Annotated in this window: 23 protein-coding genes and 9 tRNA genes; 22 read left to right on the forward strand and 10 right to left on the reverse strand. The window is 51.4% G+C overall.

Annotation, left to right across the window (positions count from 1 at the left end):
- Nucleotides 1-25: 25 nt before the first annotated feature.
- A complete protein-coding gene (gene glsB, locus E6C74_RS18690; protein WP_136487570.1) occupies nucleotides 26-946 on the reverse strand; it encodes a glutaminase B in 921 nt (306 codons plus the stop codon).
- 171 nt (nucleotides 947-1,117) lie between these two features.
- On the reverse strand, nucleotides 1,118-1,837 hold the full coding sequence (gene trmB / locus E6C74_RS18695) for a tRNA (guanosine(46)-N7)-methyltransferase TrmB (RefSeq protein ID WP_136487571.1): 720 nt from the start codon (nucleotides 1,835-1,837) through the stop codon (nucleotides 1,118-1,120).
- A 194-nt stretch (nucleotides 1,838-2,031) separates the two neighbouring features.
- On the opposite strand from trmB, the gene mutY reads away from it, so the two are divergent.
- From mutY to E6C74_RS18755, 12 genes are all read left to right on the forward strand, one after another.
- Nucleotides 2,032-3,087, forward strand: coding sequence for an A/G-specific adenine glycosylase (gene mutY, locus E6C74_RS18700; protein ID WP_136487572.1), 1,056 nt, complete (start codon nucleotides 2,032-2,034; stop codon nucleotides 3,085-3,087).
- 21 nt (nucleotides 3,088-3,108) lie between these two features.
- Nucleotides 3,109-3,381, forward strand: a complete 273-nt coding sequence (locus tag E6C74_RS18705; protein WP_136487573.1) for an oxidative damage protection protein — start codon at nucleotides 3,109-3,111, stop codon at nucleotides 3,379-3,381.
- 94 nt (nucleotides 3,382-3,475) lie between these two features.
- Nucleotides 3,476-4,603: a membrane-bound lytic murein transglycosylase MltC gene (mltC, locus tag E6C74_RS18710; RefSeq protein WP_136487574.1), complete on the forward strand. Its 1,128-nt coding sequence runs from the start codon at nucleotides 3,476-3,478 to the stop codon at nucleotides 4,601-4,603.
- Between the two features lie 150 nt (nucleotides 4,604-4,753).
- Nucleotides 4,754-4,829 (forward strand) — tRNA-Phe (locus E6C74_RS18715).
- Between the two features lie 53 nt (nucleotides 4,830-4,882).
- Nucleotides 4,883-4,958 (forward strand) — tRNA-Thr (locus tag E6C74_RS18720).
- A 7-nt stretch (nucleotides 4,959-4,965) separates the two neighbouring features.
- Nucleotides 4,966-5,041 (forward strand) — tRNA-Phe (locus E6C74_RS18725).
- A 132-nt stretch (nucleotides 5,042-5,173) separates the two neighbouring features.
- A tRNA-Asn gene (locus tag E6C74_RS18730) sits at nucleotides 5,174-5,249 on the forward strand.
- Nucleotides 5,250-5,806: 557 nt separating this feature from the next.
- Nucleotides 5,807-5,882 (forward strand) — tRNA-Phe (locus E6C74_RS18735).
- Between the two features lie 57 nt (nucleotides 5,883-5,939).
- A tRNA-Thr gene (locus tag E6C74_RS18740) sits at nucleotides 5,940-6,015 on the forward strand.
- Between the two features lie 33 nt (nucleotides 6,016-6,048).
- Nucleotides 6,049-6,124 (forward strand) — tRNA-Asn (locus E6C74_RS18745).
- Nucleotides 6,125-6,160: 36 nt separating this feature from the next.
- Nucleotides 6,161-6,236, forward strand: a tRNA-Thr gene (locus E6C74_RS18750).
- 38 nt (nucleotides 6,237-6,274) lie between these two features.
- Nucleotides 6,275-6,350: transfer RNA gene (locus E6C74_RS18755), tRNA-Asn, on the forward strand.
- Between the two features lie 393 nt (nucleotides 6,351-6,743).
- Here E6C74_RS18755 and djlA read toward each other — a convergent pair.
- Nucleotides 6,744-7,595 carry a co-chaperone DjlA gene (gene djlA, locus E6C74_RS18760; protein WP_136487575.1) on the reverse strand — a complete coding sequence of 284 codons (852 nt, stop codon included), beginning with the start codon at nucleotides 7,593-7,595 and terminating at the stop codon, nucleotides 6,744-6,746.
- Between the two features lie 215 nt (nucleotides 7,596-7,810).
- Here djlA and lptD point away from each other — a divergent pair, with 215 nt between their 5' ends.
- The 6 genes from lptD to apaH all read left to right on the forward strand — a co-directional run bounded on the left by lptD (nucleotide 7,811) and on the right by apaH (nucleotide 14,741).
- Nucleotides 7,811-10,165, forward strand: coding sequence for an LPS assembly protein LptD (gene lptD / locus E6C74_RS18765; protein ID WP_136487576.1), 2,355 nt, complete (start codon nucleotides 7,811-7,813; stop codon nucleotides 10,163-10,165).
- A 63-nt stretch (nucleotides 10,166-10,228) separates the two neighbouring features.
- The gene (gene surA / locus E6C74_RS18770; RefSeq protein WP_136487577.1) at nucleotides 10,229-11,524 is read left to right on the forward strand and encodes a peptidylprolyl isomerase SurA; all 1,296 of its coding nucleotides are present in this window, start codon (nucleotides 10,229-10,231) and stop codon (nucleotides 11,522-11,524) included.
- Nucleotides 11,514-12,509, forward strand: coding sequence for a 4-hydroxythreonine-4-phosphate dehydrogenase PdxA (gene pdxA, locus E6C74_RS18775; RefSeq protein WP_136487578.1), 996 nt, complete (start codon nucleotides 11,514-11,516; stop codon nucleotides 12,507-12,509). The genes surA and pdxA overlap by 11 nt, the downstream gene beginning before the upstream one ends.
- A 27-nt stretch (nucleotides 12,510-12,536) precedes the next feature.
- A complete protein-coding gene (rsmA, locus tag E6C74_RS18780; protein WP_136487579.1) occupies nucleotides 12,537-13,352 on the forward strand; it encodes a 16S rRNA (adenine(1518)-N(6)/adenine(1519)-N(6))-dimethyltransferase RsmA in 816 nt (271 codons plus the stop codon).
- Nucleotides 13,353-13,540: 188 nt separating this feature from the next.
- The gene (gene apaG / locus E6C74_RS18785) at nucleotides 13,541-13,921 is read left to right on the forward strand and encodes a Co2+/Mg2+ efflux protein ApaG (RefSeq protein WP_136487580.1); all 381 of its coding nucleotides are present in this window, start codon (nucleotides 13,541-13,543) and stop codon (nucleotides 13,919-13,921) included.
- A gap of 10 nt (nucleotides 13,922-13,931) precedes the next feature.
- On the forward strand, nucleotides 13,932-14,741 hold the full coding sequence (gene apaH / locus E6C74_RS18790; RefSeq protein WP_136487581.1) for a bis(5'-nucleosyl)-tetraphosphatase (symmetrical) ApaH: 810 nt from the start codon (nucleotides 13,932-13,934) through the stop codon (nucleotides 14,739-14,741).
- Nucleotides 14,742-14,835: 94 nt separating this feature from the next.
- On the opposite strand, the gene folA is transcribed toward apaH, so the two are convergent.
- From folA to rplU, 6 genes are all read right to left on the reverse strand, one after another.
- The gene (gene folA / locus E6C74_RS18795) at nucleotides 14,836-15,318 is read right to left on the reverse strand and encodes a type 3 dihydrofolate reductase (RefSeq protein WP_136487582.1); all 483 of its coding nucleotides are present in this window, start codon (nucleotides 15,316-15,318) and stop codon (nucleotides 14,836-14,838) included.
- Between the two features lie 13 nt (nucleotides 15,319-15,331).
- Nucleotides 15,332-15,802 carry a threonine/serine exporter family protein gene (locus E6C74_RS18800; protein WP_136487583.1) on the reverse strand — a complete coding sequence of 157 codons (471 nt, stop codon included), beginning with the start codon at nucleotides 15,800-15,802 and terminating at the stop codon, nucleotides 15,332-15,334.
- 1 nt (nucleotide 15,803) lies between these two features.
- Nucleotides 15,804-16,565, reverse strand: a complete 762-nt coding sequence (locus tag E6C74_RS18805; RefSeq protein WP_136487584.1) for a threonine/serine exporter family protein — start codon at nucleotides 16,563-16,565, stop codon at nucleotides 15,804-15,806.
- Between the two features lie 242 nt (nucleotides 16,566-16,807).
- The gene (gene cgtA, locus E6C74_RS18810; protein WP_136487585.1) at nucleotides 16,808-17,983 is read right to left on the reverse strand and encodes an Obg family GTPase CgtA; all 1,176 of its coding nucleotides are present in this window, start codon (nucleotides 17,981-17,983) and stop codon (nucleotides 16,808-16,810) included.
- 290 nt (nucleotides 17,984-18,273) lie between these two features.
- Nucleotides 18,274-18,531, reverse strand: a complete 258-nt coding sequence (gene rpmA / locus E6C74_RS18815) for a 50S ribosomal protein L27 (protein WP_136487586.1) — start codon at nucleotides 18,529-18,531, stop codon at nucleotides 18,274-18,276.
- 20 nt (nucleotides 18,532-18,551) lie between these two features.
- Nucleotides 18,552-18,863, reverse strand: a complete 312-nt coding sequence (rplU, locus tag E6C74_RS18820; protein ID WP_136487587.1) for a 50S ribosomal protein L21 — start codon at nucleotides 18,861-18,863, stop codon at nucleotides 18,552-18,554.
- A gap of 271 nt (nucleotides 18,864-19,134) precedes the next feature.
- Here rplU and ispB point away from each other — a divergent pair, with 271 nt between their 5' ends.
- Nucleotides 19,135-20,106 carry an octaprenyl diphosphate synthase gene (gene ispB, locus E6C74_RS18825; RefSeq protein ID WP_136487588.1) on the forward strand — a complete coding sequence of 324 codons (972 nt, stop codon included), beginning with the start codon at nucleotides 19,135-19,137 and terminating at the stop codon, nucleotides 20,104-20,106.
- 255 nt (nucleotides 20,107-20,361) lie between these two features.
- Here ispB and mdh read toward each other — a convergent pair whose 3' ends face one another.
- Nucleotides 20,362-21,297: a malate dehydrogenase gene (gene mdh / locus E6C74_RS18830; protein WP_136487589.1), complete on the reverse strand. Its 936-nt coding sequence runs from the start codon at nucleotides 21,295-21,297 to the stop codon at nucleotides 20,362-20,364.
- A 398-nt stretch (nucleotides 21,298-21,695) separates the two neighbouring features.
- Here mdh and argR point away from each other — a divergent pair, with 398 nt between their 5' ends.
- The 3 genes from argR to E6C74_RS18845 all read left to right on the forward strand — a co-directional run bounded on the left by argR (nucleotide 21,696) and on the right by E6C74_RS18845 (nucleotide 26,331).
- Complete coding sequence (gene argR / locus E6C74_RS18835; protein WP_136487590.1) at nucleotides 21,696-22,169, forward strand: transcriptional regulator ArgR; 474 nt, start codon at nucleotides 21,696-21,698, stop codon at nucleotides 22,167-22,169.
- 384 nt (nucleotides 22,170-22,553) lie between these two features.
- Nucleotides 22,554-23,522 (forward strand): TAXI family TRAP transporter solute-binding subunit, encoded by a 969-nt coding sequence (locus tag E6C74_RS18840; protein WP_136487591.1) that lies wholly within the window; start codon nucleotides 22,554-22,556, stop codon nucleotides 23,520-23,522.
- 229 nt (nucleotides 23,523-23,751) lie between these two features.
- A complete protein-coding gene (locus E6C74_RS18845; RefSeq protein ID WP_136487592.1) occupies nucleotides 23,752-26,331 on the forward strand; it encodes a TRAP transporter permease in 2,580 nt (859 codons plus the stop codon).
- Nucleotides 26,332-26,368 lie beyond the last annotated feature (37 nt).

Consider the following 26,368-nt stretch of genomic DNA (forward strand, 5'->3'; position numbering starts at 1 on the left):
AGCGAATGATCACACTCCGGTGCACTCAGAAGATAGAGCGGCCGATTCGCTGCGCCAGCAGCTCAAGTGCCCGGGTACCGGCCAGTGAGTTACCGCACGGATCCAGCTCCGGTGACCAGACCGCGATGGTCATTTCGCCCGGCACGATAGCGATAATACCGCCGCCGACCCCGGATTTACCCGGCATGCCGACCCGGTAGGCAAACTCCCCGGCACCATCATACAGGCCACAGGTCGCCAGCAGCGCGTTGATCTGCTTACTTTGCGTGGCAGTGATCACCGGCTCGCCGGTATGCACCGACACGCCTTTATTGGCCAGATAACTGAACATTTTCGCCAGCTCGACACAGCTCATTTTCAGCGCGCAGGCATGAAAATAGTTATTCAGTACCGGCAGCACTTCGTTGTCAAAGTTACCAAACGCACGCATCAGATAAGCGATGGCCGCGTTGCGGTCGCTGTGCATCATCTCCGACGCGGCGACCACTTTGTCATACACTAACTGTGCTTCGCCGCTCAGTTGGCGCGCGAACTCCAGCAGGCGCTGGCGCGGCGCCGACAAGCGGCTTTGCAGCAAATCGGCAATCACAATCGCCCCGGCGTTAATAAACGGGTTGCGCGGAATGCCCTTCTCCATTTCGAGCTGGATCAGCGAGTTAAACGCTTGTCCGGACGGCTCCTTGCCGACCCGGCGCCATAGCTCATCCGGCTGATACAGATTCATGGCCAGGGTCAGGCTGAGCGCTTTCGAGATCGACTGAATCGAGAAGCCCTCGTGCGCGTCACCGGCGGTGATCACGTCACCCTGATTGGTGTACACGGCGATACCCAGCTTGTCATTCGGCACCTGTGCCAGGGCTGGTATGTAGTCTGCGACTTTTCCTTGTCCGATCAGTGGGCGAACTTCATCCAGGATGTCCGCCAGTATGTCTGAGGTCGGTTTCATGTCTTCAACTGTCTTGGTTGTTATTGTTGTTGATAGGATATGAGGTGCAGCCAGCTCAGGCTGCGCAGTCAAAAAAGCCAACATTGCAGTCATGTTGGCTTCGTTTCACGTTATGCCCGGTCAGTATCAGTTGCCCGGTCTGGCTTGTCCAGCGTTAGCTGGCGGCCCAGATTAACTGATGCGCTGAAATTTGATGTCCCACACACCGTGGCCGAGACGGTGGCCACGCTGTTCAAATTTGGTCAGCGGACGATCCGCCGGACGCTCGACAAAATCGCCTTGCTGCGCGATGTTCTGGTAACCCGGCGCCTGATTCATCACTTCAATCATGTGCTCGGCGTAGTTTTCCCAGTCGGTCGCCATGTGGAAGATACCTTCACCCGGGATCAGCTTCTGACGCACCATCTCCGCGAACTCCAGCTGCACGATACGGCGTTTGTGGTGACGCTTCTTGTGCCACGGGTCCGGGAAGAACAGCTGCAGTGTCGTCAGGCTGCTGTCAGGAATCATATTGGCGAACACTTCCACCGCGTCGTGACACATCACGCGCAGGTTAGTCACCCCCGCCTCACGCGCCGAAGAGAGACACGCCCCCACACCCGGGCTGTGCACTTCGATACCGATGAAGTTTTTCTCCGGTGCATTCTTAGCCATCTCAACCAGAGAGGCGCCCATGCCAAAGCCAATTTCCAGTACCACAGGGTTACTGTTACCAAATACCTCGCTCCAATCCAACAGAGCATCCTGATAATCAATACCCATGGTTGGCCAACACTCTTTCATCGCGGCTTCCTGACCTTTGGTCAGACGGCCTTCACGACGAACGAAACTGCGAATTTTACGCACAATTTTGCCGTCTTCAGTGAACTCATTTTTGGTTACTTCAGTCATGGATATTGCCTGCTTAATTTTTACTCTCACTCAAAGGGCTTGTGATTATCCAAAGAATTGCTTTGGGTGCAAGTGTTATTGCTAACCAAAGAACCGCAAAGAGAGCGAAATAACCGCAAATATTGTCTGTTTTACTTCTGGTAAAATATGTGCTGCAATTTTGCCCCATTATTATTCTTAATACAGAGCAAGTCGTGACTCCTTTCGCTAAGGCTATTCTTACCTGGTATGACGCTTACGGGCGTAAAAACCTGCCGTGGCAACACAACAAAACCGCATACAGCGTCTGGCTGTCGGAAATTATGCTGCAACAGACTCAGGTTGCTACCGTGATCCCTTACTACCAGCGCTTTATGCAGCGCTTCCCGACCGTGACTGCGCTGGCCGCAGCCGAGCAGGATGAGGTGCTGCATCACTGGACCGGCCTTGGCTATTACGCCCGCGCGCGTAATCTGCACAAAGCCGCCAAGATTGTCGCCACCGAGTACGGCGGTGAGTTTCCGACCGACATTGAGCAGCTCAATGCCCTGCCCGGCATCGGCCGTTCGACTGCTGCCGCGATTTTGTCTTCGGTGTACAAACAGCCGCACGCTATCTTAGATGGTAACGTCAAGCGTACCCTGGCACGCAGTTTTGCGGTCGAAGGCTGGCCGGGGCAAAAGAAAGTTGAGAATCAGTTGTGGCAACATGCCGAGCAGCACACTCCGGCCACCGATGTCGACAAATACAATCAGGCGATGATGGATATGGGCGCGATGATCTGTACCCGTTCCAAACCCAAATGCAGCCTGTGTCCGGTGATGGAGTTCTGCAGCGCATACCAGCAAGGCAACCCGCTCGACTATCCGGGCAAAAAGCCGAAGAAAGACAAACCGGTCAAAGAAACCTGGTTTGTCATGCTGCATCACGGTGAAGACGTGTGGCTGGAGCAACGGCCGCAAAGCGGGATCTGGGGCGGCCTGTTCTGCTTTCCGGAAACGGCCGATGCCGCGATTGAACACGCTCTGGATCAGCGCAGTATTGCTGATAAGCTGGTAGTAGCGAAAAAGACTTTAATCGCTTTTCGCCACACATTCAGCCATTATCACCTCGATATTACTCCGGTTTTGCTGGAATTATCCGCCAAACCCGACATCATCATGGAAGCGGACAAAGGTCTTTGGTATAACTTAAACCAACCTGAAGAAATCGGCTTAGCTGCCCCTGTAAAGCAGCTGCTGCAAAGTCTTCCATTTGAAATTCATGCATAAAAAATTAAAGAGGAAGTCGTTATGAGCCGCACTGTATTTTGTGCTCGACTACAAAAAGAAGCGGATGGTCTGGATTTTCAGCTGTATCCGGGTGAACTGGGCAAACGTATTTTCGATAACATTTCGAAAGAAGCCTGGGCGCAATGGCAATCTAAGCAAACCATGTTGATCAACGAGAAGAAGCTCAACATGATGGATCCTGAGCACCGTAAACTGCTCGAGCAGGAAATGGTGAACTTCCTGTTTGAAGGTCAGGAAGTTCATATCGAAGGTTACACGCCACCAAGCGAGTAATTCGAGACCATTTCTATGAAAAACAATGACATCACAGCCTTCCGCTCTGGTGTCATTTTTGTTTTTAACCGTCTCAATCACGTTCGGGGAGCAAATGAGAAAGCTAGTTTATTGCCTGACGGCCATGCTGTTGGCAGGCTGCAGCCGGGAATTTGTCGAGAGCTTGTACGATGTCGATTACGAGCCTACTAACCGCTTTGCCACCAATCTGGCGCAGCTGCCGGGCCAGTTTGTCAAAGACACCGCGGCCCTCGATGCGCTGATCAACAGTTTCTCCGGCAATATCGAAAAACGCTGGGGCAGCCGCGAAATCAAGATTGCCGGTAAGCGTAACTATGTCAAATACATCGATGACTACCTGAGCCGGGCCGAAGTTAACTTCAACGACGGTCAGATCCTGGTCGAAACCATCTCGCCGACCGATCCTAAAGGTCACCTCAAGAAAGCCATAGTCACCACCCTGCTCACTCCGGATGATCCGGCCCATGTCGACTTATTCTCATCACAAAATATTGAATTAAAAGGGCAGCCTTTTCTGTATCGTCAGGTGGTCGATCAGGAACACAAGCCAATTCAGTGGAGCTGGCGCGCCAACCGCTACGCGGATTACCTGATTGCTCATCACCTTAAAGTTAAACAGGTCGACTTTAAACAAGCCTATTATGTCGAGATCCCTATGGTCGAAGATCAGGTCGAGATCCGCAGTTACCAGTACGCCAGTATTGTCCAGCGTGCGGCGCGCAAATATGACATTCCGGAAGATTTGATTTACGCCATCATCAAAACCGAGAGCAGTTTCAACCCTTATGCGGTGAGCTGGGCCAACGCCTACGGACTGATGCAGGTAGTGCCAAAAACCGCCGGGCGCGATGTGTTTAAGCTGGTCAAGAACCGCTCCGGCCAGCCGTCCCCCGAATATCTGTTTAATCCGGAGAACAATATTGATACCGGAACGGCCTACTTTCACATTCTCAAAACCCGCTATCTGCGCGATGTGCGCAACCCGGTCTCACTCGAGTACAGCATGATTTCAGCCTATAACGGTGGCACCGGCGGGGTACTCAACACCTTCGACCGCAACCGGCAGCGGGCGATGAATGACCTCAATTCACTCAAACCGAATCAGGTTTACTGGGCTTTGACCAAAAAACACCCGAACGCAGAGTCGCGCCGCTATCTGGAGAAAGTGACCCAATTTAAGAAACAATTTAACGCTGGCTGAGAAAAAGTTAACGCTGGCAAAGAAAAAGTGATGCATTTGCAGTAAAAACCACCACCTTGCTTAAAATAGCGGCGCTTAAGCGATTTTTTAATTTTTTTTAGAAAAACAGGTTGACGACTGGAGGGAAAATCCGTTTAATAGCGCTCCGTTGCCCGGATAGCTCAGTCGGTAGAGCAGAGGATTGAAAATCCTCGTGTCGGTGGTTCGATTCCGCCTCCGGGCACCACAATTTAAATGTTGTTGGTGCAGGTCACCAGCAGCAGTAAAAGAATACAGTGCGCCGACTTAGCTCAGTAGGTAGAGCAACTGACTTGTAATCAGTAGGTCACCAGTTCGATTCCGGTAGTCGGCACCATTCTTTTGCCTCGATAGCTCAGTCGGTAGAGCAGAGGATTGAAAATCCTCGTGTCGGTGGTTCGATTCCGCCTCGAGGCACCATATTATTTCCGGTGCTCACTAACCTTGTAAGGTTAAGTTGAAAATCATCGGTCAGTGCCCTGGGCGGGCCCGTTATTCCGCCTCGAGGCACCATTATTTGGTGCTTTACTCTGCAAAGAGTACACAAATAATTCCCCCTTAGTTCAGTCGGTAGAACGGCGGACTGTTAATCCGTATGTCGCAAGTTCAAGTCTTGCAGGGGGAGCCACTTTACAAAACCCAGTCTTCGGACTGGGTTTTTGCTTTTCTGGTCCAAAAAAACTGTGCGAAAATTCCATTTCTTTGTGAACGATGAATATGTCACAACCAGTAGGCTGGCCCGTACAAGTCCTGACAGCGGAAGCCACTTTTAGAAAACCTAATTTCTTTACAAACCTAGCTTCGGACTGTTTTTTTGCTTTTGTGCGCAATCAACAGTGCCGTATTAGACATTAACCGCTCCTGCCCGGTAACGGATAGCGCCCCGTATACTCACCAACAGCCGTAGTATTCAGTGCAAAAGATAGCCACGCAGCGTGAAGCTGCCGTTTAGGTTGATCCGCTTTGCCGAAAAAACACCCATTCCGAACTAACTATCTGGCAGCTAACAAGCCAGCGCCCTCGCCTGTCTCCCTGGCGCAACAGCTTTTAGGGCGCGGGATCTGGGCAAATAGTAGCTTCTGATGGATAAAAACAGGCCATTAAGTATAGAAAAACAACAAACGATATTTTTTTTGCATTTTACTGTTGACGGGAAATCGGAAAACTCGTTTAATACACCCCGTTGCCTCGATAGCTCAGTCGGTAGAGCAGAGGATTGAAAATCCTCGTGTCGGTGGTTCGATTCCGCCTCGAGGCACCATATTTTAGAATGTTGGTGTACATCACGAGCATGCAACAAAACATAAAGATTCGGTGTGCCGACTTAGCTCAGTAGGTAGAGCAACTGACTTGTAATCAGTAGGTCACCAGTTCGATTCCGGTAGTCGGCACCATTCTTTACAAGACCTTGAGTCTTAAAAATCTGTTCCCCCTTAGTTCAGTCGGTAGAACGGCGGACTGTTAATCCGTATGTCGCAAGTTCAAGTCTTGCAGGGGGAGCCACTTTTCCTCAATGAGCTTTAATAGCTGATTGAAAAGGCCGACTTAGCTCAGTAGGTAGAGCAACTGACTTGTAATCAGTAGGTCACCAGTTCGATTCCGGTAGTCGGCACCATTGTTTTGACAATAGCAAAACAGTGAACAACAAATAATTCCCCCTTAGTTCAGTCGGTAGAACGGCGGACTGTTAATCCGTATGTCGCAAGTTCAAGTCTTGCAGGGGGAGCCACTTTAGAAAACCCAGTCTTCGGACTGGGTTTTTGCTTTTCTGGTCCAAAAAAACTGTGCGAAAATTCCATTTCTTTGTGAACGATGAATATGTCGCAACCAGTAGGCTGGCCCGTACAAGTCCTGACAGCGTGAACCACTTTAGAAAACCCAGTCTTCGGACTGGGTTTTTGCTTTTCTGGTATATGGAAAATTCTTCATTTGTGAACGGTAGATATGTCGCAACCGAAGGTCGGCCCGTACAAGTCCTGACAGCGAGAGCCACTTTTAGAAAACCTAGCTTCGGACTGGGTTTTTGCTTTTCTGGCCCCCACCCTGACAGACTGACCAGCCGGCAAACTGCACAGGTAAAAAAGGCAAGCCGCAGCTTGCCTTGTGCTTGAGCACGCTCAGATTACTTGATGCCTTTTTCCTTTTTGATCAAGTCATAGGCATGCTGGATTTCCTGCGATTTCTCTTTGGCGACGTTCATCATCTCCGGCGGCAGGCCTTTGGCCATCAGTTTATCCGGATGATGCTCGTTCATCAGTTTACGGTAAGCGCGCTTGATTTCTTTCGCGTCGGAGTTTTCATCCACCCCGAGTACCGAATACGCATCGGCCAGACGGTCGCGGCTTGACGTTTGCTGCCACTGGCCGCCTGAGTAGTGTTGTTGCCCCTGTCCACCAGCGCCACCTTGCTGGAAACGAAACGCCGCTTCCTGCATGCGCAGGCGACGCTCTAGCTGGTCAGCCGAAAAACCTAATATCTGAGCAACACGGTGCAGCACATCGCGCTCACTCGGATGCAGATCGCCGTCGGCAAAAGCGGCTGAGATTTGCAACTCGAGGAAAAACTGCAGCAGGTCAAAACGACCGCCGGACGAAATGCGTACTTTTTCCAGTACCCGGTCAAGCGGGAAATCGGCATCTTTACCGTCACGAAACGCGTCCTGCGCGGCACGGCGCTGGTCGCCATGCAGGTTCATGCGATCCATCATGACACTGGCCAGTTGAATCTCTTGTTTGGTGACCTGGCCTTTCGCTTTGGCCACATGGCCCATCACAGCAAAGGCCGCTTTAAAGAATTCTTCCTGCCGTTCCGCCTGGCTCGGACCGGAACCAAACCCGCCGGAACTGAAGCCGGCACGGCTCATACGACGGGCTTTATCAAACTGATGCCCAATAAACAGGCCAAAGATTGCGCCTAGCGGACCGCCAAACAGGAGGCCGAAGAAAGCGCCAAGAATTTTGCCAAAAATATGCATTATGTGCTCTCAATCTATGAATTTTTTAGGTGTGCCGTGGTCTGATAGTGCCGGGAGCGTGAAATTCCTTTATGATAAGGAACGGTTTTTATTATACCCAAGTCATCTCATCGGCTGTGTCACAGCCAGGTTCAGGATGAATTTACATACAGGTGCTTGGGTGTATCATCTCCCAATATCGGACTTAAACAATTTCAACAGGATAGTACAATTCGATGTCACGTTTTTCCCGCACGTTTTTAGCCGCTTCGATTAGCGCCGCGCTCTTTGCGCCTCAGACTCAAGCAGACGCTACGGTGGATGACAGTGTGCAGGAACTGCCCACTATCGATCAATGCCTGGTGGATAAACCAGCAGCAGAGAATTCCGCCCAACAGCCTATCAATGTCGAAGCGGATAAGCTAGAAGCAATTAATGGCGATCGCGCCACCTACTCCGGCCATGTTGTTGTCATTCAGGGTAATAAGCAGATTCAGGCTGACAATGTGACCCTGCACCAGAAAGAGAACCTGGTGGTGGCTGAAGGTAATGTGAATTTCAGTGACGGCCAGGTCAGAGCGCGCTCAGATAAAGCCACCAATGATCTGACCAATGATCAGATGACACTGGAGAACACGGAATACAAATTCCTGTGTGAGCCAGGCCGTGGTAATGCAGCCTATATCTCCAAGACAGGTAAAGCGGTATACGAGATTGAAGATGGCTCGATTACCTCCTGTCCGGAAGATGACAATGCCTGGCGCCTGAGAGCCTCGGGGATTCATGTCGACCAGGATGAGGAACAGGCCACCTTCTATAACCCGCGTCTGGAAGTGCTCGACGTGCCGGTGTTTTACTTCCCGTACCTGACCGTGCCGATTGGTGATACCCGTAAAACTGGTTTCCTGTATCCGACCGTTTCTTACGGTTCGCGCGATGGTTTCGAACTGGAAGTACCATTCTACTGGAACCTGGCACCGCAGTACGATCTGGAAACCACCCTGCACTATATGGACAAGCGTGGTACTCAGCTCAACAGTATCTTCCGCTACCTGACTGATTTTGGTCAGGGCAGCCTCAAATCTGAGTTTTTGCCGGATGATGATCTGAACCCGGATCTGGGTAAGCGCTGGGCATTCCAGTATCAGCACAGCGGCATTTATGACCAGTCATGGAAATTCGATTTCGATTACTCCAAAGTCAGCGATATTAACTACTTCTCTGATCTGAGCTCGTCGATCGGTAACCGTGAAGACGGTCAGCTGATTCAGGAAGGTGAAGTTGCCTACCGCAGCCAGAACTGGGACAGCGCCATCCGGGTACGCCAATTCCAGCTGCTGCTGGATGATAACAACAGCACCCAGCAGCCTTATCGTCTGATGCCGCAACTGGCGTTTAACTACTATTCACCTCAGGCTCTGCGTTACATGGATCTGGACTTTAAATCGCATATTTCGCGTTTTGAGACCGATGCCAACGGCCGTCCTTCTGCGACCCGGGTACATATCGAACCAGGCATGCAAATCCCGATTGCCACCACCTGGGGCACCTGGACCACAGAAGCGCGCGTACTGGGCACTTACTACCAGCAAGATCTGGACGACGTCGATATGACCGACTCCGATAACCGCGATCTGGAAGAGAGCGTGACCCGCGTCATTCCTGAATTCCGCACTCACGCCGGTATCGTGCTGGAACGAAATACCAAGATCTTTGACAGCTACACCCAGACCCTGGAACCACAGATCCAATATCTGTATGTACCTAAAAAAGACCAGAGCAATATCGCCCTGTATGACACCACCCTGCTGCAAACCGACTACTACGGTCTGTTCCGCAGCCGCAAATACAGCAACATCGACCGTGTCGCCGCGGCGAACCAGCTAAGCTACGGCGCTTCCACCCGTTTCTTCGACGATGCGTATAAAGAGCGCCTCAATATCTCGTTCGGTCAGATTTTCTATATCGACAAAGATTTGAAAGTCCGCTCCACAGCATCGGATGAAGAGACGGAGTCGAACTACTCGGCCTGGGCAGTGGAAATGGATTTCAACTACGATGACTTCCTGTTTTACCACGGCGGCGTGCAGTATGACGTCGATACCAGCTCCATGCAGCTCGCCAACAGTACGCTGGAATACCGTTTTGATGGTGGTTTCATCCAGACCAACTACCGTTATGTGCCAAAAGAGTACATTCAGGAAACCGTGGACTTTGATGTCTCCAACATTACTGAAGACGGTATTTCTCAGGCCGGTCTGCTGGCCAGCTACCAGCTGTCACGCAAATGGAGCTTCAGCGGCCAGTACTTCTATGATCTGACCACAGATCAGGCGCTGGAGTGGCTGGCGGGCTTCCGCTATACCTCTGACTGCTGGTACATGGGTTTCAACTACAGCAACCAGCTTAAGGGCTGGAACCAGACCCTTAGCGACGGTTATGACAACTTTGGCGATCCTGATTATGAGAACAACTTCAGCTTCAATATCGGCATTATCGGCTTTGGTACCAGTGTTGGTTCCGACTCTGATCTGCTGAGCAGCAGTGATAACTCTCTGGGCTACGGTCGTCCGTTCTTCCTGAATAACTGAGTCTCTGAGTCACGAACAGACAGGCCTGCCCAAGGCAGGCCTTTGCAATAGATAGGACATGTAATGAAATTGTGGAAACACACCCTACTGACGCTTGTCGGGCTACTTACTATCGGTACTGCGCAGGCACAGCCGGTTGAAATGGACCGCGTCGCTGTCGTCGTCAATGACGGCGTTATTTTACAAAGTGATGTGGATGCCGCCATGCTGACCGTTCAGGCCAATGCCAAACAAAACGGTCGTTCACTGCCGGCGCAGGATGTGCTGCGTGAGCAGGTGGTGGAAAAACTGATCATTGATACCCTGCAACAGCAGGAAGCGGATCGGATCGGGGTACGCATCGATGATGAACGCCTTAATCAGGCCATCAACGATATCGCACGGGATAACAAACAGACTCCTGAGCAGCTGCGCGCGGCTGTGGCAGAACAAGGCCTGACCTACGCCGAATTCCGCGAACAGATCCGGAAAGAGATGTCCGCCAGTGAAGCGCGTAATGCACTGGTGCGCCGCCGCATCAACATTCTGCCGGCCGAAGTCGATACCCTGGCCGAGATTCTGGCCCAGGAAACCAATGCCACTGTGCAGTACAAAATCAGCCACATCCAGCTACGCTTCAATGACGGGCAGGATAAAGCTGATGTCGAAGCTCAGGCCAAGAAACTGGTCCAGGAGCTGAACGATGGCGCTGACTTCAGTAAAATGGCCAGCACCTACTCAAAGGGCCCGAAAGCGCTCGAAGGCGGTGACTGGGGCTGGATGCGCAAAGAAGAGATGCCAACCATCTTCGCTGACCAGATTAAAATGCAGAACAAAGGCACTATTATTGGTCCGTTCCGCAGCGGTGTCGGTTTCCACATCCTCAAAATTGATGATGTCAAAGGTCTGGAGACCGTGGCCGTGACTGAAGTCAATGCCCGCCATATCCTGATTAAGCCGACTATTATCCTCAGTGATGAAGGCGCTCAGAAGCAGCTCAATGACTTCATTCGCCGCATTAACAACGGTGAAGCGACCTTTGCTGAACTGGCACGTCAGTACAGCCAGGATCCGGGTTCAGCGGCTCAAAATGGTGAACTGGGTTATCAGACCCCTGACCTGTATGTACCGGAATTTAAACACCAGGTAGAAACCCTGCCAGTGGGGCAAATCAGTAAGCCATTTAAAACCGTGCACGGCTGGCATATTGTCGAAGTGATGGATCGCCGCGAAGTTGACCGTACCGACTCTGCACTGAAAAACAAAGCGTACCGAATTCTGTTCAACCGTAAGTTCAATGAAGAAGCCAGCGCCTGGCTGCAGGAGCTGCGTGCCGGTGCTTTCGTTGAAGTACTCAAGGACAACGAAGATGACAATTAAACGCATCGTCGTCACCGCCGGAGAACCGGCGGGCATTGGCCCGGATCTGGTGTTGGCACTGTCGCAGGAAGACTGGTCGCATCAACTGGTGGTGTGTGCCGACAAATCGGTGCTGGCTGAACGCGCCAAACTGCTCGGCCTTGATGTCACCTTATTAGACTACGATGCTGCAGCACCGGCCTCTGCGCAGCGTGCCGGCACTCTGGTAGTGGATCACATCGCGATCAGCAAACCTGTGGTTGCCGGTCAGCTCAATGAAGCCAACGGCCGCTACGTATTAAATACGCTAGAAAGAGCCGCTGCAGGCTGTATGAATGATGAATTTGATGCTATTGTCACCGGCCCCGTGCATAAAGGGGTGATCAACCGGGCTGGCGTTGCATTCAGCGGCCACACCGAGTTCTTTGCTGAGCAGTCCAATACCCCTCTGGTGGTGATGATGCTGGCAACAGAAGGGCTGCGGGTTGCACTGGTCACGACCCATATTCCATTGGCTTATGTGTCTAAAGCGGTAACCAGTGAGCGCCTGGAAAAGATCATTCATATTCTCCACAAGGATTTGGTCGAGAAATTTGCGATTGAGCAGCCGAACATTTATGTTTGCGGCCTCAATCCGCATGCCGGGGAAGATGGTGTACTGGGTCATGAAGAGATCGACACCATCACACCAACCCTGGAAAAATTGCGTCAGCAGGATGGTATCAATCTGATCGGTCCGTTACCGGCCGATACCATCTTCAGCGAAAAATATTTGCAGCATGCAGATGCTGTTCTGGGCATGTACCACGATCAGGTGCTGCCGGTACTGAAATACAAAGGCTTTGGCCGCTCGGTAAACATTACCCTCGGCCTGCCGTTTATTCGGACTTCGGTTGACCACGGTACGGCGCTTGACCTGGCAGGTACAGGCAGCGCAGACGTCGGCAGCTTCAGAACAGCCCTTGCGCAAGCGATTGAATTAGTAGACAAGAAGAAGGCTTCTTGACGACAGTAGAAGAATATTGAGAACACTATGAGAAACGATGTCCATTTAGGACACAAAGCGCGTAAACGTTTTGGTCAGAACTTTCTGAACGATCCATACATCATTGATGGCATCGTATCAGCCATTAACCCTCGTCCGGGACAAAACCTGGTTGAGATCGGTCCTGGTCTGGGTGCCATCACCGAGCCGGTCGGCCGTGAAGTGGATAAGTTCACCGTGATTGAGCTTGACCGTGACCTGGCTGAGCGCCTGCGCAACCATCCGGATCTGGCTGACAAGCTGACCATCCACGAAGGCGATGCAATGCGCTTTGATTTTACCCAACTGGTGAAGCCGGGTAACAAGCTGCGCATTTTTGGTAACCTGCCGTACAACATCTCTACCCCGTTGATGTTCCACCTGTTTGAATATCATAAAGATGTGCAGGACATGCACTTTATGCTGCAAAAAGAGGTGGTTAACCGCCTGGCAGCAGGTCCGGGCAGCAAGGCTTACGGTCGGCTGACCGTGATGGCGCAATACTACTGCAAAGTGGTTCCAGTACTGGAAGTGCCGCCGACTGCATTTGTGCCGCCACCGAAAGTCGACTCAGCCGTAGTCCGCCTGGTGCCTTACGAGGTTCTGCCACACCCGACGACCAGCCTGAAGTGGCTGGACCGCGTGGTACGTGAAGGCTTTAACCAGCGCCGTAAAACGGTACGTAACTGCTACAAAGGTCTGCTGGAACTGGAAGTACTGGAAGAGCTGGGTGTCAACCCGACCATGCGTCCGGAAAACCTGACCCTGCAGCAATTCGTTGCCATGGCCAACTGGCTTGACGCCAACCACGGCCAACAGGCATAAACAGAAAGGATGACCCTAACGGTCATCCTTTTTTGCATTCTTGCCCGCTTGAGTAATTTGTTCCCTTTCGTTGTTTCGTGTCCGGTATGCCTTTATGAGCGCATCTTGTCAGGTTATGTTTGCGTAACGGTGGTCATCTTCCATATCCTGCGGTAATGTCGACACAGCGATTCGGAAAAGGAGTTTTTATGGATACTGCCACGCCCTGTATTAAGGTACAGGTTCATACCAAATACATACCTGAGCAATCCACCCCGGAACAACAGCGCTATGTTTTCGCCTATTTGATCACGATAAAGAATCTCAGTAACCAAACCGTGCAGTTGATCAGTCGCCGCTGGTTGATTACCGATGCCAACGGCAAACAGATGACAGTCGAAGGCGATGGTGTGGTCGGCGAACAGCCGTTTATCCCCGGTCATGATGAATATACCTACAGCAGCGGTACAGCTCTGGAGACTCCGGTCGGCGTGATGCAGGGCCACTACATCATGCACGATGAAGAGGGTAAACAGTTTATCGCGGAAATTGAGCCATTCCGGCTTGCCGTCCCTCATGTACTGAATTAAAGGATACGGCGTGGCCAATTATATTGTCGGTGATATCCAGGGCTGCCTGGATGAATTACAGCTGCTGCTGCAACAAGCCCAGTTCTCTGCCGAGCAGGATACCTTATGGGTCGCCGGTGACCTGGTGGCGCGCGGGCCAAAATCGCTCGAAACATTGCGTTTTATCCGCGATCTCGGCACGGCCGCTAAAGTCGTACTGGGGAATCACGATTTGCACCTGTTGGCAGTCGCCAACGGTATCCACCCGGTCAAAAAGAAAGACAAGACCGAGCCGATTTTCGCCGCACCGGACGGGCCTGAGCTGCTGCAATGGCTACGTCGTCAGCCGCTGCTGCAGGAACATGATGAGTTTGTCGTTGCCCACGCCGGCATTTCACCGATGTGGGATCTAGCGACTGCCAGAGCGGCAGCGGAGGAAATCAGCGCCCTGCTCAGCGGTGAGCGCTGGTTGTGGCTGATTGAAAACATGTACAGCAATATGCCGGATCAGTGGAGCGCGGATTTAAAAGGTATCGACCGCTACCGCTATATCATCAACAGTTACACCCGGATGCGCTTCTGCCATCCCGACGGCAAACTGGATATGAAATGCAAGTTACCGCCGGATCAGGTCAGCCGTAAAAAGCTGCTGCCATGGTTTGAGCTCAAACAGCGGGTCGCACTGAATAAAACCGTATTATTCGGCCACTGGGCAGCGCTGGAAGGCTATCGCAGCAAGCAAATCATCGGCCTGGATACCGGCTGTGTCTGGGGCGGAACTCTGACTATGCTGCGCTGGGAAGATAAACGTTATTTTGCAGTTGAGGCGTTGCAGTACTGACCTGCAGCAACCTTGCGGTAGCAAATAAAAACTCGTCATAACGACGAGTTTTTTAGTGCTTACGGCCTGTTTCCGGTGCCGCAGGATTTGGACTCTAGATTTTCTCAAGCACAACAAAATCCATATCGTACTGGTTTTTTTCATCGGCACGGTAGTGCTCACGATGAGTTTCTGTCCAGTCGTTGCCCCATTGCGGGAAACGGGTATCACCATCGAGCTCTGCAGCAATGTATGTCAGATAAAGCTTATCGGCCTGGGGCAGACACGCCTGGTAAATACTACCGCCACCAATGATCATGACTTCTTCGGCACTGCCGGCCAGCTCCAGCGCAGCGGCAATTGAAGTCACCACATCCACGCCGTCAATCTTCAGTTCAGGATCGCGGCTGATAACAATGTTCTGCCGACCCGGCAGCGGGCGACCGATTGATGCGTAAGTCTTACGCCCCATCACGACCGGCTTACCCATAGTACAACGTTTAAACCAGACAAAATCAGCGGGAAGATGCCACGGCATCTCATTGTCTTTACCTATAACTCTGTCGCTTGCCATCGCGGCAATCATACTGATGATCATCAATTTCTTCCTGTTAAACAATCGGCTTGCGGCGATAGAATAACAGCCCCGGCACAGCAAGACCAACCGCAAGGCCGGCAATGATGAACATCGCTTTAAGAAAGTTCTCAAGCAGGGTTTCCAGCAGCTCCGGATTAAAGCCGAGATGGTTGATCTCCACCATGGCGATCATCGCCCGGTACGCAAATACGCCCGGCACCATAGGGATCAGGGCCGCAACAGTAAACACTTTCGGGTGCGCAAGAAATTTGTGCGACCAGTGCACGCCAATCATACCCACGATAGTAGCGGCGAAAAATGTCGCCCATTCAATCGGAATGCCAAAATGCATCATGATAAAGCGTGAGCCATGCCCTATCGCTCCGCCCAGCGCGCAATATTTGAGTGCCCGTACCGGTACGTTAAACACCAGCGCAAAGCCGACGGCTGGAATGGCGGCAAAAAACATATCGTTAATCAGTCCAAGTAACAGTTGCCAGTTCATCTTACCACCCCCAGATTCCGGTAATACTCATCGCGGCTATAATGCCAAGACAGGTCGACAGCGTCAGCAGACTGGCCATCACAAAACGGGCAATACCGATATCGATGTACCCCTTAAGCATATCTGCCACCGAATTGATCAGCGGGAAACCCGGCACCAGCATCAGCACAGAAGATGCCATCACCAGAGTCGGGTTATTGCCGAGCTGAAAGTTCACCGCCTGGGCGGAAATCACTGAAGTGACAAAAGCGGTCGCAGCAAAGTTAAGCAGCGGATTGAAATGACGATGGCCGATCTCCTGACGTACTGTCATACCGACCGCAGAGGCAATAAAGGTGATGGCAAACACGGTCCAGTCACCACCGGCCAGGCGGCTGAATGCCGCACACGACAAACCGATCATCACGACCACCACCCAGCGGTTGTAACGCTCTGGGCTGATCTGATTCAGCTTTTTTTGTGCCATGTTATGATCCAGCAAGCCACGCTCGATCATAATGCAGATGCGCTGGATCTCCGTCACTGCCCGCATGTTAATTCCGCGATCCGCGCAGCGGCGGGTCGTGGTAATACAGTGGCCCTGTTGTACTGTGGTAACCACCAGTGAACTGGCTGATAACGAGACTTCCACCTCGCTCATGCCACACGCCAGCCCGATGCGGCGCATAATATCCCCAACCAGGGTACTTTCCGCTCCATGAGCCAGCAGCATTTGTCCGGCCTGAGCAATCAAACGAGAAATACTTCTCTGTTGCGAGGTCATGATCCCTTTCCTAAACGTCAACTTACTTAAAATAAAACCCGCCAAACCAATGGCGGCAACAGGCTGCCAACCACACCGTAACCCAAGCGCTACTCGCAATGGTGCCCGGCGCGCAGGTTACAGTGTGCATGAAAAAAGCGCTTGGAAATATGATTTAGATACAAAAAAGCCGCAATTTCCATTGCGGCTCTGAATTGAGAGTTTTTTGCCTGATACGCGCAAAATCTCAGAATTTAGTCCGATTATTCACGCACATAGATGACGTGACCATCGTCTTCTTCGTCATCCCAGTCATCCCAGTCGTCGTCATCATCTTCGGTGATCACGTTACGACCAGCCATGGCGTCTTTGTGGTAATCATCCCACATAAACTCGACTTTCTGCTCTTCGCTCAGCTCTTCTTCGGCGCGCGGCAGAGTTTCCATGAAGTCAGCCAGCTCGCGACAAAGTTCCGCCGTACCTTGTTTGTTGACCGCTGAAACCTTGAAGTAAGGGCCTTCCCACGCGAGCGCTTCTAAGATCTCCTGGATCTTTTCATCCGCTTCTTCTTCCAGCATCAGATCCGCTTTATTGAACACCAACCAAACAGGCTTCTTGGCCAGCTTTTCGCTGTACTGCTCCAGCTCATCCATAATGGTCAGCGCGTTTTGGGCTGGTTCACTTCCATCGATAGGTAAAATATCGATCATGTGCAATAGCACGCGACAACGCTCAAGGTGTTTGAGGAAGCGAATCCCCAGACCGGCACCTTCAGCAGCACCTTCGATCAGCCCTGGAATATCAGCAACCACAAAGCTTTTCTCAGGTACCACACTCACGACACCCAGACTTGGGATCAAGGTGGTAAACGGATAATCCGCTACCTTTGGCTTCGCTGCTGACACAGAACGAATAAAGGTTGATTTACCTGCGTTCGGCAGGCCCAGCATACCGACATCAGCCAGCAGCAGCAGCTCAAGACGCAGTTCACGAACCTCACCTTTGGTACCCATAGTCTTTTGACGTGGCGCGCGGTTTACCGACGATTTAAAACGGGTGTTACCCAGACCGTGCCAGCCACCTTTGGCAATCATGACTTTCTTGCCATGCTCAGCCACTTCACCGACAATCTCATTGGTATGAATATCTACCGCACGAGTTCCCACCGGCACTTTCAGCGTAATGTCTTTACCGCGTTTACCGGTACAGTTACCGCCGCTACCATTTTGACCACGTTCTGCCGCGTAGAAACGCTGAAAACGATAGTCAACCAGTGTGTTTAAGTTCTCATCAGCCTGGATGTAGACATCGCCGCCATCGCCGCCGTCGCCGCCGTCAGGGCCACCTTTCGTTACGAATTTTTCACGCCAAAAGCTCACGACACCGTTACCGCCATCGCCTGCTTCGACTTTAATTACCGCTTCATCAACGAATTTCATTACTTACTCCGCATTACTTGCGTTGCAATATCACCGCGTTGCCATCCAAACCTGCTGCGACAACTGATTGTCGTCACTTAAGCCTGCGCTATGCCAATGATATAAATTTTAGCAGAAGTTTGCGTGACCCAGGATCGCGCCCCTCTGCTTGGGAACAGATAACAAGCCGCTCTGCAATGACGCTACCTGAGGTAACACTCGGCAGGGCCTCTTGTTATTGGCTCTTCTCTCCAGATAAATAAAAAACCCCACCTAACGGCAGGGCTTTTAAATTCATCGAGAAACTAAACTTATTCAGCGTCGATGCTAACGAATTTACGGTTTTTAGGACCTTTCACTTCGAATTTCACTTTACCGTCAGATAGAGCGAACAGAGTGTGGTCTTTACCGATACCTACGTTAGTACCAGCGTGGAACTTAGTGCCACGTTGACGAACGATGATGTTACCTGCAAGTACAGATTCACCGCCGAAACGTTTTACACCAAGGCGTTTACTTTCAGAATCGCGGCCGTTACGAGTAGAACCACCAGCTTTTTTGTGTGCCATTGTTAAACTCTCCTAATAACTTAAGCGTTGATACCAGTGATTTTCACTTCTGTGAACCACTGACGGTGACCTTGTTGCTTACGAGAGTGCTTACGACGACGGAACTTAACGATTTTAACTTTATCGCCACGACCGTGCTGTACAACTTCAGCAGTCACTTTACCGCCCTCTACCAGAGGAGCGCCAACTTGGATTTCTTCACCGTTAGCAACCAGCAGAACTTTATCAAATTCTACAGTTGCGCCAGTTTCAACGTCTAATTTCTCTAAACGAAGAGTTTGACCTTCGCTTACACGGTGTTGTTTACCACCAGATTGGAAAACAGCGTACATATTTTACTCCGCTCTTTCCGCACAGCCAATGCTTACATTTTGAGCAATAAGGGTGTGCGCTAAACTAATCATCAATAGGGCGCAGATTCTACGTGAATGACGACCCTATGACAAGCCATATTTGAAAAAAATTGGCGAAAAGCTAATCGCCAAATAAAAGTGCGCCAATCATGCCCTTAAGCCATGTATTAATCAACGTTTTTTAGTGTATTATTGCCGCATTCTTGAAGAACCAAATGCCTTACAAGTTCTAACTTCAGCCGGATGTACAATGGATTTTAAAGCTATCCAAACGCTTACTGCCGATGACATGGCAAAAGTGAATGAAACAATTCAAGCGCAGCTCAACTCTGACGTTTCTTTAATCAACCAACTTGGCTTTTATATCGTCAATAGCGGTGGCAAGCGTCTGCGTCCGCTGCTGGCGGTTTTATCGGCCAGAGCGCTCGGTTATCAGGGCCAGGGTCATACCCTCGCTGCTGCGTTTATTGAATTTACCCATACCGCCACACTGCTGCACGATGACGTGGTCGATGAATCGGACATGCGCCGCGGCAAAGCGACGGCCAACGCTGCGTTTGGTAATGCGTCCAGTATACTGGTCGGCGATTACATTTATACCCGCTCGTTCCAGATGATGGTGGAGCTTGGATCGATGAAGATCCTGCAGCTGATGAGTGAAGCGGTTAACGTGATTGCAGAAGGTGAAGTTCAGCAATTAATGAACTGTAATGATCCGGACACCAGCGAAGAGAGCTACATGCAGGTCATCTACTCCAAGACTGCCCGCTTGTTTGAAGCCGCTACTCAGATTGGTGCAATCTTAAACGATGCGCCAGCGCCTATTGAAATGGCCCTGCAAAATTACGGTAAATATCTTGGCACCGCATTCCAGCTCATCGACGATGTGATGGACTACACTGCCGACGGTAAAGAGATGGGCAAAAACGTCGGTGACGACCTGGCAGAAGGAAAACCGACCCTGCCACTGCTGCATGCGATGCGTAACGGCACGCCGGAGCAGGAAGCGATGATCCGTGAAGCGATCGAACAGGCCAACGGCATGGATCGTTTAGATGACATTCTCGCGGCAATGGATCAGGCCGGCTCGCTGGCATACACCGTTAAGAAAGCGCAGGACGAAGCCGATAAGGCGATTGCAGAGCTGGATGCGATTCCGGACAGCGAATACAAACAAGCGCTGATTACCCTGGCTCATATGGCGGTACACCGCAGTAAATAGGCCGGCGTCCCCACGCCCAGCGACTCGTCGCGCGACAGTCATAATTCGTCCTCAATGTGTAAACACATATCAGGACGAGACACCGCTAACAATAAAGCCTCGCACCCAGCGAGGCTTTTTTGTTACGTAACCGGACCGACCGTATCAGTTGCATAGCTTGCCCATGATCAACCGCAGCGCGCATAAAAAAACCGCTCGTCACAAGAGCGGCTTTTATGTGATTTTTCGGCAGGGCTGAGCGATCAGCCAGACGATTTACTTAACGAAATCAACACCGATTTGGATATCACCTTTCAGGGTGTCCAGCATGCCTTCCAGTGCGTCCTGCTCGAACGCGCTCAGCGCGCCGTAGCTCAGCACTTCTTCGATACCCTCTTTACCCAGCTTGACTGGTTGAGCAAAGAAAGAGGCATGTTCACCATCACCTTCGACATACGCATACTCGATAACCGCTTCATCGCCCTGCAGCGCTTTGACCAGCGACAGACCAAAACGACATGCAGCCTGACCCATCGACAGCGTTGCCGAGCCGCCACCCGCTTTCGCTTCTACCACTTCAGTACCCGCGTTCTGGATACGCTTGGTCAGTGCCGCCACTTCTTCATCGCTGAACTCAACGCCCTCTACTTGTGACAGCAGCGGCAGGATAGTCACACCTGAGTGGCCACCAATCACAGGCACACGGATCTGGCCTGGATCTTTGTCTTTTAGTTCTGCAACGAAAGTTTCTGCGCGGATCACGTCCAGCGTCGTGATACCAAACAATTTGCGTTTGTTGTAAACACCGGCTTTTTTCAGCACTTCGGCCGCGATTGGCACAGTGGTGTTGACCGGGTTAGTGATGATACCGATGCACGCATTCGGACAAACTACGGCGATACGCTCAGCCAGAGACTTAACGATACCCGCGTTAACATTGAAAAGATCCGCACGATCCATGCCCGGTTTACGTGCGACACCCGCAGAGATCAAGACTACGTCGGCACCATCCAGCGCAGGGGTTGGATCTTCACCAGAGTAACCTTTGATCGAAACCGGAGTCGGAATGTGGCTTAAATCAGCCGCTACGCCTGGCGTTACCGGTGCAATGTCATATAGAGCCAGATCACTACCGGCAGGAAGACGGTTTTTCAGTAACAGAGCGAGGGCTTGACCGATGCCGCCTGCGGCACCAATAACAGCGACTTTCATCGTAGTTCTCCTTGAGAGTGAATCTTCTTATAAGTTTTTAAATATTATGTAGGGTGGTGTTGTCTATCTTTTATCCAACCCTGAAAAAGCTATAGCAATCACAAAGTGATTACAATCAATTAACGTCAGCTTTGCGACCTTGCGCAACTCCGCTCGTAGCGGCCTTTGGCAAGGGGCGCGATTATGAAATGATTTGTGTTGGATGACAAAGATTTAAGTGCTTAACTGAACTAACCTTATCTATTTTACAGTGACCTTTTAGACAGTTTTAGGTGATAATTTGGCACGACTCCCCGACCTATGGGAAAATACTTTGAGGGGCCGTATCTCTTTCGCGCCAGTAAAACCGCGCAAGAGATACCGCTCTTCATCATCATTTCGCAAACAGTAGAAGAACAATGCGCCATACAGATAACAAACAAGACAATCTCGTCCGTGCTTTCAAAGCGTTGTTGAAAGAAGAACGCTTTGGCTCTCAAGGTGATATTGTCGACGCTCTCAAAAATGAAGGCTTCGACAACATTAACCAGTCAAAAGTATCACGCATGCTGACTAAGTTCGGCGCGGTTCGTACCCGCAATGCGAAAATGGAAATGGTTTACTGTCTGCCAGCCGAACTGGGTGTGCCGACCGTGTCCAGCTCGCTGCGTGAACTGGTCCTCGATATCGACCACAACAATGCCCTGGTTGTCATTCATACCGGTCCGGGCGCCGCGCAGTTGATCGCACGTCTGCTCGATTCTCTGGGCAAATCGGAAGGCATCCTCGGTGTGGTGGCCGGTGACGATACCATTTTCATTACCCCGACCTTAAGCATCAGCACCAAGCAACTGTTCACGTCCGTATGTGAACTTTTTGAGTATGCGGGCTAAGCTTTGCTATCGGCTACAGTAACCTGGTTTTACTGAGTCAATTACCAACAAAGCGTATTAAAAACAGCCAGATGGAGTCACTCAGCCTAGCTTTAGTGTGACTCCACTCTCAAGTTAACCAAGGGTTAACATCTGGAACAAAATCTAATTAACTGATTGATTTTCATCCCTTTCATGCCTAAAAATCACGCGACTAAGTGTGAATTAAACCAGTCTGTTTTCCTACATATTGAGACAATCCTATAATTATCTTTCAATTTTTTGCTATTATTCAGCGACTTTTTTAACTTGTCGGTTGAAAAAGCCATCGTTTCTCGATGAAGAAACGCCCAAAGCAACTACACTTGGTTTGGGGCAAAATAGTAAAAGAAGGAAGGGAAATTCATGGCATTGAATAAAATAATTAAGGTCGGTGCAATTGCTGCCGCAATATTGGGCGCAGGCGCTGTTAACGCACAGGAATTCATCACAATTGGTACAGGTTCAGTAACTGGTGTTTACTATCCTACCGGTGGTGCTATCTGTAAGCTGATTAACAAAGACCGCAAGGAACACAATATCCGCTGCTCTGTAGAATCGACTGGCGGTTCTATTTACAACGTCAACACCATTCGTTCCGGCGAACTGGATTTCGGTATCGTTCAGTCTGACTGGCAATACCACGGTTACAACGGTACCAGCGAGTTTAAAGACCAAGGCCCGTACAAGAAACTGCGCGCAGTGTTCTCTCTGCATACCGAACCTTTCAACATCATCGCTCGCTCAGATTCAGGCATCAACAACGTGAAGGATCTGGCCGGTAAGCGCGTCAACATCGGTAACCCGGGTTCTGGTGACCGCGCCACCATGCAGGTTGTGATGGATGCATTTGGCTGGACCAATGATTCATTCAAACTGGCTTCAGAACTGAAAGGCTCCGAGCGTTCACAAGCTCTGTGTGACAACAAGATTGACGCCTTCATCTACATGGTTGGCCACCCGAACGGTTCAATCAAAGAAGCAACCACTTCTTGTGATGCAAAACTGGTTCCTGCTACCGGTCCTGAAATCGAGAAAATTGTTGCTGACAACCCGTACTACGCTTACAGCACAGTACCGGCTGGCATGTACCGCGGTACTGACACTGACGTGAAAAGCTTCGGTGTGGCAGCCACACTGGTGACCAGCGCTGATGTATCAGACGATGTGGCTTACAACGTGGCCAAAGCGGTGTTCGAGAACTTCGACACCTTTACCCGTCTGCACCCTGCTTTCGCTAACCTGAAAAAAGAAGACATGGTCAAAGCGGGTATCTCTATCCCACTTCACCCAGGTGCAGTGAAATACTACAAAGAAGTTGGTCTGCTTAAATAATTAAGCCGGCTGACTGATGCCCCGCTAACATCAGCAGACCTACGTCTGCTGATGATGACAATATCAAGCCCGATCTTTATCGGGCTTTTAACAGTAGTGTTTTTAGTCACTACCGTGTGTTTAGTAACTACAGTGTGTTTAGTAACAACCATGTGTTTAGCTTTTCGTTTGCTTTGAAAGGCTGCCTTTCCATGTTTACCAAGACCATCAAATAATAAGGATAACATCCATGACGCAGACAACGACGCCGTCGCAAGATGTGCAAGAGATGGTTGCACAGGCTGATACCGGAGCAAGGAATCCAAAAGGGATCCCAGGCCGAATTCTGTGGTTTGTACCACTGTGCTGGTCACTGTTCCAGCTGTGGTACGCCTCCCCGCTGCCATTCATTTTTGATTTTGGCGTACTCAATGATACCCAGGCTCGCGCCATCCATTTAAGCTTCGCTATTTTCCTCGCCTTCACCGCCTATCCGGCGCTGAAGAGCTCTTCCCGTGAGCGTATTCCGGCGGTCGACTGGATTCTGGCTCTGGCGGGCAGCTTTTCCGCGGCCTACATTTATCTGTTTTACCAAGAGCTGGCCGGCCGTTCAGGCGCACCAACCACGCTCGATGTGGTGGTCGCCGGCACTGGGATGCTGTTACTGCTCGAAGCGACACGGCGCGCGCTCGGTCCGCCGCTGATGGCGGTAGCCGGTGTTTTCCTGCTGTATACCTTTGCCGGTCCTTACATGCCGGACGTGATTGCTCACAAAGGTGCCAGTCTGAATAAAGCCATGTCGCACCTGTGGCTGACCACAGAGGGTGTCTTCGGTGTGGCACTCGGCGTATCAACCTCGTTTGTATTCCTGTTTGTGCTGTTCGGCGCGATGCTGGAACGCGCAGGTGCCGGTGCTTACTTTATTAAAGTCGCCTTCTCGATGCTCGGTCACATGCGTGGCGGTCCGGCCAAAGCGGCAGTGGTTGCCTCCGGTTTGTCCGGCCTGGTATCCGGCTCTTCGATTGCTAACGTGGTGACCACCGGTACCTTCACCATTCCGCTGATGAAGCGGGTCGGTTTCCCGGGCACTAAAGCGGGGGCAGTGGAAGTTGCCGCATCAACCAACGGTCAGCTGACACCGCCGATTATGGGCGCAGCCGCGTTCCTGATGGTGGAATATGTCGGTATCTCCTATGTGGAAGTCATTCGTGCCGCCTTGCTGCCAGCACTTATTTCCTACATTGCATTGATTTATATCGTGCACCTTGAAGCGTGTAAGGCCGGTATGCAAGGTCTGCCACGCCGCCACAACCCGACCCTGCTGCAAAGCCTGGCGTCATTTATAGGCACCATTCTTGCGCTGTGTGTCATCAGTGCCGTGGTGTATTACGGCATTGGCTGGACCAAAGATGTGTTTGGCGCCGCCGCCACTCCAATGGTTACCATCGCATTGCTGATCGTCTACGTCCTGCTGGTACGCGTGTCAGCCAAGTACGCCGATCAAGCCGGTATGAATCTCGATGAGGAACTGACTGAAATCCCGGACACCGGGCCAACGGTCAAATCCGGCCTGCACTTCCTGCTGCCGATTGTGGTTCTGGTCTGGTGTCTGACCGTTGAGCGTTTCTCGCCGGGTCTGTCTGCATTCTGGGCCACGGTGTTTATGGTGTTCATTCTGCTGACCCAGCGCCCGCTGATGGCAATCTTCAATCAGACCGGAGATCTGTCCGGCAAGCTGAAAGAAGGCGTAACGGATCTGCTGGAAAGCCTGGTTGCCGGTGCGCGCAACATGATCGGTATCGGTGTAGCGACTGCAGCAGCAGGTACGGTTGTTGGCGTAGTGACTCTGACCGGTATCGGCCTGGTGATGACTGACTTTGTCGAGTTCATCTCTGGTGGCAGCGTGATCATGATGCTGATCTTTACTGCGGTGATCAGCCTGATCTTAGGTATGGGCCTACCAACCACAGCCAACTACATTGTGGTATCCACCCTGATGGCCCCGGTGATTGTCACCCTGGGCGCGCAGCACGGCCTGATCATTCCGCTGATTGCCGTACACCTGTTCGTGTTCTACTTCGGTATTCTGGCCGATGATACACCACCGGTCGGTCTGGCCGCGTTTGCTGCGGCAGCGATTGCCAAGTCAGACCCGATACGGACCGGTATCCAGGGCTTTACCTACGATATCCGTACTGCCATTCTGCCGTTTATGTTTGTGTTCAACACCCAGCTTCTGTTGATGGGGATTGATACCTGGTGGCACCTGGCGCTGACCGTGATATCGTCGATTATCGCCATGCTGCTGTTCTCGGCGGCCACTCAGGGCTGGTGGTTTACCAAGACCAAATGGTGGGAAATCGTCGCCCTGCTGGTGCTGACGTTCACCTTCTTCCGTCCGGGATTCTGGTGGGATATGGTTTATCCGGCGCAGAAACTGTATCCGGGTACTCAGCTTGAGCAGGTGGTCGAACAGACTCCGGTCGGCCAGTCGGTGGCGATGATTGTGGCTGGTGACACGCTCGACGGTGATCATGTCTCGAAAACCGTATTGCTGCCGTTTGATGATCGTGCCCAGGGCGCGGATGAGCGCATTGCTTCAATGGGACTGATGCTGAAACCGGAAAACAATCGTATGCTGATTGATATGGTGGAATTCGGCAGTCCGGCAGAAGCGGCCGGTATCGACTTTGACTGGGAGATCCGTTCGATTGTGGTCGACAGTGATCGTCCGATGAAAGAGTGGGTATTTCTGCCAGCGCTGTTGCTGACCCTGTTACTGGGCTGGAACCAGAAACGCCGTGCGGCGCGCGAGCAGAATATTGCCTGATGCGATTGATCAGATGCCCTGCCTGGCAGGGCATCTG

Source organism: Vibrio sp. H11, from assembly GCF_004804295.1.
Classification (GTDB): domain Bacteria; phylum Pseudomonadota; class Gammaproteobacteria; order Enterobacterales; family Vibrionaceae; genus Vibrio; species Vibrio ostreae.